We start from the raw sequence: 9,109 nt of genomic DNA, 5'->3' as shown, positions 1-9,109 counted from the left end.
ACGCCGGCGTCCCACACCTCCCCCCTCGGCCTGTCCCTGCCGGACGGCCGGGGCCGTCGCGTCCTCGTCACCGGTGCCACCGGCTACGTGGGCGGGCGCCTCATCCCCGAGCTGCTCGCCGCCGGCTTCGACGTCCGGGCCGGCGCCCGGAACCCCTCCGACCTCGCGGACCGACCGTGGTCGGACAGCATCGAGGCGGTGGAGCTCGACCTCACCGAGGCGGACCTCGTCGAAGCCGCCATGCAGGACGTGCACACCGTGCTCTACCTCGTGCACTCCATGGGCGGGGGCGGCGACTTCGTGGCCCAGGAGCAGCGGATCGCGGACATCGTGGGCACCGCCGCGGACACGGCCGGCGTGGCCCAGCTCGTCTATCTCTCCGGCCTGCACCCGGACACGGTCCCCGTCGCGGAGCTGTCCGACCACATGCGCTCCCGCGCCCTCGTGGCCGAGCGTCTCGAGCGGGCGGCGACCCCGGCGCTGACGTTCGAGGCCGGGGTGATCATCGGCTCGGGCTCCACCTCGTTCGAGATGATCCGCCATCTCGCCGAGCGGCTGCCCGTGATGCCCGGCCCGTCCTGGCTGAGGAACCGGGTGGAGCCGCTGGCCATCCGCGACGTCCTGTACTACCTCCTGCAGGCCTGCGCCCTCCCGGAGCCCGTGCAGCTGAGGGCCCAGATCGGCAACGGACACCCCCAGTCGTTCGCGAGCGTGCTGGTGGACTACGCCAAGGCCGCCGGCCTGTCCCGACGCATCGTGATCCCCACCCCGTTGCCCTTGAAGACCCTGGCGGGCTTCTGGATCGGCATGGTGACCCCCATCCCGGTCGCGGTGGCCCTGCCCCTGGCCGCATCCCTCGCCGAGGAGGCGGTCGTGGAGGACCGCTCGGTCCGCGACCTCATCCCGGACCCGCCGGGCGGGCTGACCTCCTACATGGACGCCGTGCGGCTGGCGCTGAAGCGGGAGAAGGAGGGTCCCCTGGACGTCACCTTCGACGCGGACCTCCAGAGCTCCGCGGACCCGGCCGCCTCCCTGCCCTCGGATCCCGAGTGGGCCGGCACCACGGTCTACACGGACGAGCGCGAGCGCGAGTCCGACCTGCCCGCGCAGGAGGTGTGGCCGGTGATCGAGTCGGTGGGCGGCGCCAACGGTTGGTATTCCACCCCGCTGCTGTGGAAGATCCGCGGGCTGATGGACAAGCTGGTCGGCGGGCCCGGCCTGACCCGCGGCCGGCGGGACCCGGACCACCTGCGACGCGGCGACGCCGTGGACTGGTGGCGGGTGGAGGACGTGGAGCCGGGGCGGCGGCTGACGCTGCGGGCGGAGATGAAGGCCGGCGGGCGGGCCTGGCTGCAGCTGAGCACCGAGCCGCGGGAGGGCGGCGGCTCCGTCTACCGCCAGCGGGCGGTCTTCATGCCGGACGGCCTGCTCGGACGCGCCTACTGGACCGCCATCCTGCCCTTCCACGCCGTGGTGTTCCCGGAGATGGCCGCGAACATCCTGGCCGAGGCCAGGCGCCGGCACGACGGCGGCGAGCGTCCCCGCACCCGCGGCCTGCTGCGGCCGCTGGTGGACCGGCTGCCCCTGCGTCGCAACCCGTTGGACAGGCGAGCCCGCGGCGCCGGCGGCGCTCAGTCGCGGGACTGACCGTCGGGGCCACGCCCCCAGTGGGGCCGGGGGCGTGACCGGGCCGCCCGGCGCAGCCACCGCCGCCCGGGGGACAGCCGGGCCCAGTTGACCTGCAGGGTGGTGACCGCCATCCGGCCCTGCCGCACCCGCTGGCGCAGGGAGTGGAAGATGCGCCCGGCGACCTCCACCCGCAGGTCCGGATCGAACCGGATCCGGCGGCCGGTCAAGGCCAGCTGGAAGGACAGGTCCAGGTCATCGTGCACGTCCCCGCGCTCGCGGTGGACGCGGGTCCGTACAGCCTGCCACGCCTCGGCGCGCAGGGCGCAGTTGGAGCCCCAGACGGGGGTGGCCGCCACCGCGGCGCCCGCCCCCCAGCGGTACGCGCCGGTGTAGAGCGCCGCCCGCACCCGCCCCCGGAGGCCGGGCTGGTCGTGGAAGGTCCCCGGCCCGGTGAGGGCGTCGAGCCCGGAGTCGGCGTCGAACCGGGCCACGATCCGTTCGAGCCAGTCCGCGGGCATCCGCGTGTCGGCGTCGCAGCGCACCAGCAGCTCCCCGACCGCGGCGTCCAGGCCGGCGGCCGCCGCGGCCGGGACCCCGCGGCGCGGCTCGTGCACCACCCGCGCGCCGGCGGCGCGGGCGAGCACCGCCGAGTCGTCCACGCAGCCGTTGTCCACCACCACCATCTCCAGCGCCGGCCGGCTCTGGGCGGCCAGCAGGGCGAGGCACACGCGCAGGTGCTCGGCGTCGTCGAGCACCGGGACGACCACGGAGACCGTGGGGCGGGCCGGGGTCACCGGGTGCGCTCCCGGCGCACGGCGAGGGCGGCGCCGATCCCGGCGCCGACGAGATCGGCGGCGAGGTCGCCGATGGTGTCCGTGTAGCCCACACCGATCTCGGGGGTCACCGCCGTGTACCCCCACCATTCGGCCAGCTCCCACACCAGGCCCAGGGCCACGGCGGCGGCCGCGATCCCCAGCCCGGCCAGGCCCGGGCCGAGCAGCGCCACGGCCTGCCCGGCCTCGGTCCCCCGACGCCGGAGCCATGCCCCCACCACCAGTGCCGTCAGACAGGCGACCACGGCGGAGGCGGCGGCGTGCACGAGCAGGTCCAGCCACGGCACCCGTGGGTAGAGGCCGATGACGCTCAGCCACCCGGCCAGCAGCAGGACCGCCTGCGCGGCCCAGTCCAGGGCGCCGCCCGGGGCGAGCCAGCGGGTGAGCCACTGGGAGCCGAACACGAGCAGCATCGCCGCCGCGGACGGCCATCCGGCGTGCACCGCCGCGACCGGGACGAGGATCAGGCCGAGCGCGCGCAACAGGTCTGCGGGGATCAGCGGCAGCATGTCAGCGATCGTCCGGGTGGGGGCGGCGTCCCGGCCGAGGGCCGCGCCGACCGGCACGACCACGGCTCGTCAGCAGCAGCCAGAGCGCCGGCAGCAGCAGGGCGGAGCCGAGCGGGTAGGCGAAGTCCTCCACGGGCGCCTGGCCCACGTAGGCACCCACCAGCAGCTCATGGCCGTAGTCGAAGAGCCCCGCGGCGATCATCACGTTGTCGAAGACCGCCGTGAGGGCCCACAGGGCCACCAGGGTGGCCGTCACGGCCCGCAGGTGCTCGCCCCGCACGCGGCCGACGAGGGCGGCGCCCACGAGCACGGCCAGGGCGAAGCCCACGAAGACGAGGACGAGGTCGAGGAAGGTCACCGGCTCCCCCCGTCGGTCGGATCGGCCGGCGTCGCGGCACGGGCGTCGCGTCCCCGGCCGCGCAGCAGGCGCAGCGCCCCGGTGAACAGCACCATCGTGATCTGGCTGAGGAAGAGCAGGAAGAACCCCTCCTCCAGGGGCAGCTGGGGGGCGAGCATCACCCCGGTCATGTAGGGCGACTGCCGGTGCAGGAACACGCCTTCGGCGATCCCCCACAGGTCCCAGGCGAAGAAGTAGGCCACCCCGGCGGCCAGCACCAGCAGCGCCGGGAGCGGGCGATGCCACAGGAACAGCTCGAAGCGCCGGTCCACCAGCAGCATGCAGCCGATGACACCCAGCAGGGCCAGCAGGTAGATCATGCCGCCGCCCCCCGGGTCAGCGCCCACCCGATCAGCAGCAGGGTCACGAGGAAGCCGGTCACGTAGTTCAGCGGAAGGAACAGCTGCCAGCCGCGGTGGGCCGCGCCCGAGGTGGCGTCCGTGATGCGGCGAAAGCGCAGGGTGTTCACCACGTAGGGCACGGCCAGCAGCGCCGCGAGCGGACCCGGCGGGTCGGTGGCCAGCAGCAGCAGGCCCGCCGCCGCGTACAGGCCGGCGGCGAGCAGGACGGTGCGCCGAGCGCCCAGCACGGTGGCCACCGAGGCCAGGCCCCCCTCCCGGTCCGGCACCACGTCCTGCACCGCCCCGAACATCTGCGAGGCCATGCCCCACAGGAAGAACGCCCCCAGCAGCGCCGCCAGGGCGGGCGTGGGGGTCGCCCCGGCCAGCGCGAGGCCGTAGACCGCGGGGGAGACGAAGTGGGTGGCGGAGGTCGCGGCGTCCAGGAAGGGCCGCTCCTTGAACCGCAGCCCCGCCCAGGAGTACGCCACCACCGCGAACAGGCTCACCGCGAGCACCAGCACGGCGGCCCACTCGCCCCGCACGGCGGACCAGCCCGCGAGCACGGCCACGAACGGCACGGGCAGCAGCACCGACCACGCCAGCACCCGGCGGCGCACCGCGGGGTCGCCCAGCACGGAGCCCTCCACGCCCCCCTTGCGGGGGTTGCGCAGGTCCGAGGCGAAGTCGAACACGTCATTGATGCCGTACATGGCCAGGTTGTAGGGCACGAGGAAGAACACGACGCCCAGGACCACCAGCCACGCGGGCAGCCCCCCGGTCAGGATCGCGGCGGCGGCGAACGGGTACGCCGTGTTCACCCAGCTGACCGGCCGGGACGCCCAGAAGAGGGTGCGGATCATGTGCCGCTCCTCCCGGGGCCCGCGGGCCGGGCCCTGCGCGCGTCGTGGCGCAGCTCGTCGCGGACCACTTCGGCGGAGATCAGGCACATGGGCACCCCGATGCCCGGACGCACCGAGGAGCCCGCGTACATCAGGCCGGCCACGTCCGCGTCCCGCACCGAGGGACGGAACATGGCCGACTGCGCCAGCGTGTGCCCGGGGCCCAGCAGCGAACCCCGCCAGGCGTGCACGTCCGCGGCGAAGTCACCGGGCCCGTAGGTGCGCCGCACCACGATGCGCTCGGCCAGGTCCGGGATCCCGGCCCAGCGGGCCAGCTGATCGAGGGCCCGGTCCGCCACGGCCTCCACCTGGGCGTCCCCGGCGCGATCCACCCGCCAGCTCTGGCCGTCGCGGACCCGGATGCCGCCACGCCCCCACCCCGGCTCGGCGGGGGCCGGGACGAGGATGAAGAGGTTCTCGTCGCCCTCCGGGGCCACGCCCGGGTCCGTGGCGGAGGTGCGCGAGACGTAGATCGACGTGTCCGCGGCGAGGTCCTCTCCCCGCTCGATGCGCCCGAAGTTGTCCTCCCAGTCCGCCGTGAACAGCAGGGTGTGGTGGGCCAGCTGGGGCAGGGATCCGCGCACCCCCACGCACACGAGCACGCCGGAGGGACCGGGGTCGCGCCGGTCCCACGTGGACTCCGCGACGCGCCGGCCGGGAGGCAGCAGACGGGTCTGCACGTGGTGCAGGTCCGCGGCGGCCACCACCACATCGGCGTCGAGGCGTCCCGCGGCGCCGTCGTCGGACCGCCAGGCGACGCCGGTCACCTGGCCCGGGCGGCGACGTCGGCCCTCGTCCCCGCGGGCTGCTCCCGGCCTGGGCAGGCGGGCGGCCAGGCGTCCGAGGCGGCCGGCGGGGGCGGGACGGTCCGCGACCTCCACGGCGGTCGCCTCGACCCCGGTGCGGATCTCCACGCCGGCCTCGCGCACGACCTCCGCCATGGCGTCCACGAGGGCCGCGAACCCGCCGAGGGGGTACTGCACGCCGTCGGCGAGGTCCAGATGGGACATCAGGTGGTACATGGCGGGGGCACGGTCGGGGGACGTGCCGAGGAAGACCGCCGGGTAGCCCAGGATCTGGCGCAGCCGGGGATCCTGGAAGCGGGCCGCCACGTGGGAGCGCAGGCCCCCCAGCAGCTGGGGCCCGAGGGCCGGCAGGGCGCGCAGGACGTCCGGGTGGGCCAGGGCGGCCGGCCGGCGGAAGTCCGTGTAGAGGAAGTGCTCCTTGGCGAGCCCGTAGATCCGGGACGCGGAGTCGAGGTAGGCCCGCAGCCGGCGCCCGGCGCCGGGCTCGAGGGACTCGAACAGCGTCTCCGCGTGGCCGGTGCGCACGTCCACGGGGGGCTCGTGGAGGTGCCCCTCGAAGTACACCCGGTAGCCGGGGTCCAGACGGCGCAGGTCCAGCCGTTCGGCGGCGGAGGTCCCCATGAGGCGGAACCAGCGGTCGATCACCTCGGGCATCAGGTACCAGGAGGGCCCGGTATCGAAGGTGAACCCCGCCTCAGACCAGCGTCCGGCACGGCCGCCCAGGACGGCGCCGCGCTCCAGCAGCGTCACCCGGTGCCCGTCGCGGGCCAACAGGCCCGCCGTGGCCAGTCCGGCGAAACCGCCGCCCACCACCACGGTGCGCGGGCCGAGAGCGGTGTCCCGGGCGCTCATCGGCGGCCTCCCCGGCGGCCCCGTGCCAGGACGCGGGCGGCGATCCGGGCCTTCTGATGGTCCGGCACCCGGACACGGCGGTGGGCCAGCTCGGCCGCCGGGGTCGCCTCGATCCGGTCCACCAGGGCCGCGAACAGTCCGTGCGCCAGGGCCACGGCGCGCCCGGCCCCGGGGTCCAGGACACGGATGCCGGGCAGGGCGGCGTCGAGGTCGGCGCGGACCTCGGCCACGAGCTCGGCCTTGCGGGCCTCGGTGAGCACGCCCGGTGCGGCACCGGGCAGGTAGGTGCGGCCCAGCTCGTGGTGGTCCGCGGCCAGGTCCCTGAGGAAGTTGACCTTCTGGAACGCCGCCCCCAGCCGGGAGGCCTGCGCGCGCAGCTCCTGCCGCTGGCCCGGGGTCCGGGCCCGCGTGCCGGGGAGGGAGAGGAAGACCTGCAGGCACATCAGCCCCACCACCTCGGCCGAGCCGTGGATGTAGGCGTCCAGGGACTCGGCGCCGTGCTCGCGGATCCCCAGGTCCGCGCGCATGGAGGCGAAGAAGGGACGGGTCAGCTCCGGGGTGATGCCGTGGCGACGGGCCACGTCGGCGAAGGCGTGCAGGACCGGGTCGGTGGCGAAGCCCGACGCCATCGCGGCCTCACACGCCCGCTCGTAGTCGTCCAGGGCGGCGCGGACCCCGGCCTCGTCGAGCCCGGCGGCCACCGCGACGCCGTCGACCACCTCGTCGGCGACGCGGACCATGGCGTAGATCGTGGCCACGTCCTGGCGTGCCTGCCGGGGCAGGGTGCGGCAGGCCCAGGAGAAGGACGTGGAGTAGCGGCGGATCACCTGGGCCGCTGCGGTGTGGGCCGTCCGCGTGTACAGCGCGGCAGGGCTCGGGGTGGGCGCGGCCATCTCAGGACCTCCGGGTCAGCACGGCGTGGCAGGCGTCGGCGAACTCCGCCCGGACCGTCTCGTCCAGGGGCAGGGCCGCGATGCGCTCGCGGGCGCGGACGGTGAGCTCGGCGGCGACGTCGAGGGCGTGCTCCCGGGCACCGGCCGCCTCGAGGGCGCGGCGGGCGGCCTCGATGTCCGCGGGGGTGGCCGGGCCCGCGTCGAGCAGGGCGCGGACGGCGGGGATGCGGCGGCCGTGGGCGGTGAGCACGGTGGCCTTGCCCTCGCGCAGGTCGCCGTCGGCGGACTTGCCGGTCTCCCCGGGATCGCCGAACACGCCGAGGACGTCGTCGATCACCTGGTAGGCGGCGCCGAGGTCGGCGCCGGCCTCGCCCATCGCCCGGGCGAGGTCGGGATCCGCCCCGGCCAGGAGGGCGCCGGCGCGCAGGGGCGCGCCGACCGTGTAGTGCGCCGTCTTGAGCCGTTGCATGGCGAGGATGCGGTCGGGATCGGGCTCCTCACCGGTGTGGCGGGACAGCCCCAGGAGCACGTCTTCGAGCTCGCCGGCCGCGGTCACGGCGGCGGCGTCGAAGACGACGGCGGCGGCCTCGGCGGCCCGGGCGGTGTCGGCGGCACAGGTGGCGGCGAGCCGGAACGCCTGGGTGAGCAGGACGTCCCCCGCGATGAGGGCGACGGCGACCCCGGCGTGGGCGGCGTCCGCGGCGGGCACCCCGCGGGCCTCGAGGCGGTGCCGGGCGGAGGCGTGCACGGCGGGCTGGCCGCGCCGCAGCACGTCCCGATCGATGACGTCGTCGTGGACGAGCAGCGCGGTGTGCAGCAGTTCGAAGGCGGCCCCGAGTCGGTCGACGGCAGCGCGGCCGGACGGAGGGACCGGGTCGGCGGTCGCCAGGCGCCAGCCGAGCTCGACGAGACGGGGGCGGATGAGCTTGCCGGCGCCCACATGGACGTGGAGCGAGTCGAGCAGCTCGGCGAAGGCGGCGGATCCGGGTGCCTGGGCCGCGGCATGTCGGAGCGCGGCGTCCAGCTCGGCGGTCACCCCGGAGAGCGCGGCCTCGCCGCCCGTCCTCGCTTCACCCATGGCGCCTCCTCGGTGGCGGACACGACGCGGCACCGACCGCCGCATCTGTTCGACCGTCTAACTTCTGGACGCAGAAGACACTACGGGCCTCGCCGGTCCCGCGTCCATGCGCGGCGGTCCCGGGCGGCGCGATCTCACGACGCACGGGGCCGCCGTCGGGATCAGGCGTCGGCGGACGCCGTCTCCAGGGTGATCTCCGGGTCCACGATCTGACCCTCCCACTCACCGGAGACCCCGTACACGACGCAGTGCTTCTCGTCGGTGCCGTAGTTGCCCAGCTCGGAGGAGGTCAGGACGGCCCCGTTCAGCTGGTCCTCCTTCTCCTCGCTCAGGCGCTGGGCCTGGGCGGTGCAGGTCTGGGCGGCGGCCGGGTCGGCCTCCTCGCCCTCGGCCACGGCCGGCACGGCCCACAGGTACTCCGCGGTGTGGGCGCCCTCGCAGTCGGTGGTCTCGAAGGAGGACAGGTCACGGGCGCCGAGCGGGGCGGTGAAGCACGTGCCGGCCTCGTAGTCGGCCGGGGCCGCGGACAGCGACGACGCCGAGGCGGACGACGACTCCGCACCCTGCGCGGACGCGGAGGCGGGCGCCGTCGTCGAGGCGGACGCGTCGGCGTCGGACGAGTCCTGACCGCCGCACGCGGTGAGGGCCAGCAGCGCGGCAGCGGACAGGCCGGCAAGACGGGCGGAACGGGACAGGGCGGCGAAGGCCATGGGGGTGCTCTCCTCGAGTGACGTGGGACGCGCCGGGGTGTGGCGCCGACCTCAGCACTCTAGCCACGCCCGGCCATCAGGATCGGGCCGGGGTGACATGGCCCACATCTGATGGGCGGCCCGGCTCGCCTGCCACACTGAGAGGCATGCAGACCCCGGCCA

The 9,109-nt window shown here is 75.5% G+C and carries 10 protein-coding genes; 1 reads left to right on the top strand and 9 read right to left on the bottom strand.

Annotation, left to right across the window (positions count from 1 at the left end; all coding sequences use genetic code 11):
- A partial coding sequence (locus QL983_RS08540; RefSeq protein WP_290152307.1) for an SDR family oxidoreductase occupies window positions 1-1,647 on the top strand: 1,647 nt, incomplete at its 5' end.
- On the opposite strand, the gene crtX is transcribed toward QL983_RS08540, so the two are convergent.
- The 9 genes from crtX to QL983_RS08495 form a co-directional block, all read right to left on the bottom strand.
- The gene (gene crtX / locus QL983_RS08535; protein ID WP_290152305.1) at window positions 1,632-2,423 is read right to left on the bottom strand and encodes a C50 carotenoid glucosyltransferase CrtX; all 792 of its coding nucleotides are present in this window, start codon (window positions 2,421-2,423) and stop codon (window positions 1,632-1,634) included. The genes QL983_RS08540 and crtX overlap by 16 nt on opposite strands.
- Window positions 2,420-2,971, bottom strand: a complete 552-nt coding sequence (locus QL983_RS08530) for a hypothetical protein (protein ID WP_178329119.1) — start codon at window positions 2,969-2,971, stop codon at window positions 2,420-2,422. The genes crtX and QL983_RS08530 overlap by 4 nt, the downstream gene beginning before the upstream one ends.
- A 1-nt stretch (window position 2,972) precedes the next feature.
- Complete coding sequence (crtYh, locus tag QL983_RS08525; protein ID WP_073117244.1) at window positions 2,973-3,329, bottom strand: C50 carotenoid gamma-cyclase subunit beta CrtYh; 357 nt, start codon at window positions 3,327-3,329, stop codon at window positions 2,973-2,975.
- Window positions 3,326-3,715 (bottom strand): C50 carotenoid gamma-cyclase subunit alpha CrtYg, encoded by a 390-nt coding sequence (gene crtYg, locus QL983_RS08520; protein ID WP_070708835.1) that lies wholly within the window; start codon window positions 3,713-3,715, stop codon window positions 3,326-3,328. Before crtYg ends, crtYh begins: the two co-directional genes overlap by 4 nt.
- Window positions 3,685-4,569 carry a prenyltransferase gene (locus tag QL983_RS08515; RefSeq protein ID WP_036314900.1) on the bottom strand — a complete coding sequence of 295 codons (885 nt, stop codon included), beginning with the start codon at window positions 4,567-4,569 and terminating at the stop codon, window positions 3,685-3,687. Before QL983_RS08515 ends, crtYg begins: the two co-directional genes overlap by 31 nt.
- Window positions 4,566-6,266 carry a phytoene desaturase family protein gene (gene crtI / locus QL983_RS08510; protein WP_290152299.1) on the bottom strand — a complete coding sequence of 567 codons (1,701 nt, stop codon included), beginning with the start codon at window positions 6,264-6,266 and terminating at the stop codon, window positions 4,566-4,568. The genes QL983_RS08515 and crtI overlap by 4 nt, the downstream gene beginning before the upstream one ends.
- Window positions 6,263-7,159 carry a squalene/phytoene synthase family protein gene (locus tag QL983_RS08505; protein ID WP_010079994.1) on the bottom strand — a complete coding sequence of 299 codons (897 nt, stop codon included), beginning with the start codon at window positions 7,157-7,159 and terminating at the stop codon, window positions 6,263-6,265. Before QL983_RS08505 ends, crtI begins: the two co-directional genes overlap by 4 nt.
- 1 nt (window position 7,160) lies before the next feature.
- Window positions 7,161-8,237, bottom strand: a complete 1,077-nt coding sequence (locus QL983_RS08500; protein WP_010079993.1) for a polyprenyl synthetase family protein — start codon at window positions 8,235-8,237, stop codon at window positions 7,161-7,163.
- Between the two features lie 161 nt (window positions 8,238-8,398).
- Entirely contained in the window at window positions 8,399-8,947 is a 549-nt protein-coding gene (locus tag QL983_RS08495) for a hypothetical protein (protein ID WP_020626537.1), read from the bottom strand.
- Window positions 8,948-9,109 lie beyond the last annotated feature (162 nt).

The sequence above is a fragment of the Micrococcus sp. APC 4021 genome (assembly GCF_030407635.1).
Classification (GTDB): domain Bacteria; phylum Actinomycetota; class Actinomycetes; order Actinomycetales; family Micrococcaceae; genus Micrococcus; species Micrococcus luteus.
Note: the sequence above shows the minus strand (reverse complement) of the source record. Positions and strands in the feature narration are given on the sequence as shown.

Excerpts from the sequence above, each read along its gene's own strand:
- QL983_RS08530 (WP_178329119.1), bottom strand. The coding sequence starts at position 2,971 with ATGCTGCCGCTGATCCCCGCAGACCTGTTGCGCGCGCTCGGCCTGATC.
- QL983_RS08515 (WP_036314900.1), bottom strand. The coding sequence starts at position 4,569 with ATGATCCGCACCCTCTTCTGGGCGTCCCGGCCGGTCAGCTGGGTGAAC.
- crtI (WP_290152299.1), bottom strand. The coding sequence starts at position 6,266 with ATGAGCGCCCGGGACACCGCTCTCGGCCCGCGCACCGTGGTGGTGGGC.
- QL983_RS08505 (WP_010079994.1), bottom strand. The coding sequence starts at position 7,159 with ATGGCCGCGCCCACCCCGAGCCCTGCCGCGCTGTACACGCGGACGGCC.
- QL983_RS08500 (WP_010079993.1), bottom strand. The coding sequence starts at position 8,237 with ATGGGTGAAGCGAGGACGGGCGGCGAGGCCGCGCTCTCCGGGGTGACC.
- QL983_RS08495 (WP_020626537.1), bottom strand. The coding sequence starts at position 8,947 with ATGGCCTTCGCCGCCCTGTCCCGTTCCGCCCGTCTTGCCGGCCTGTCC.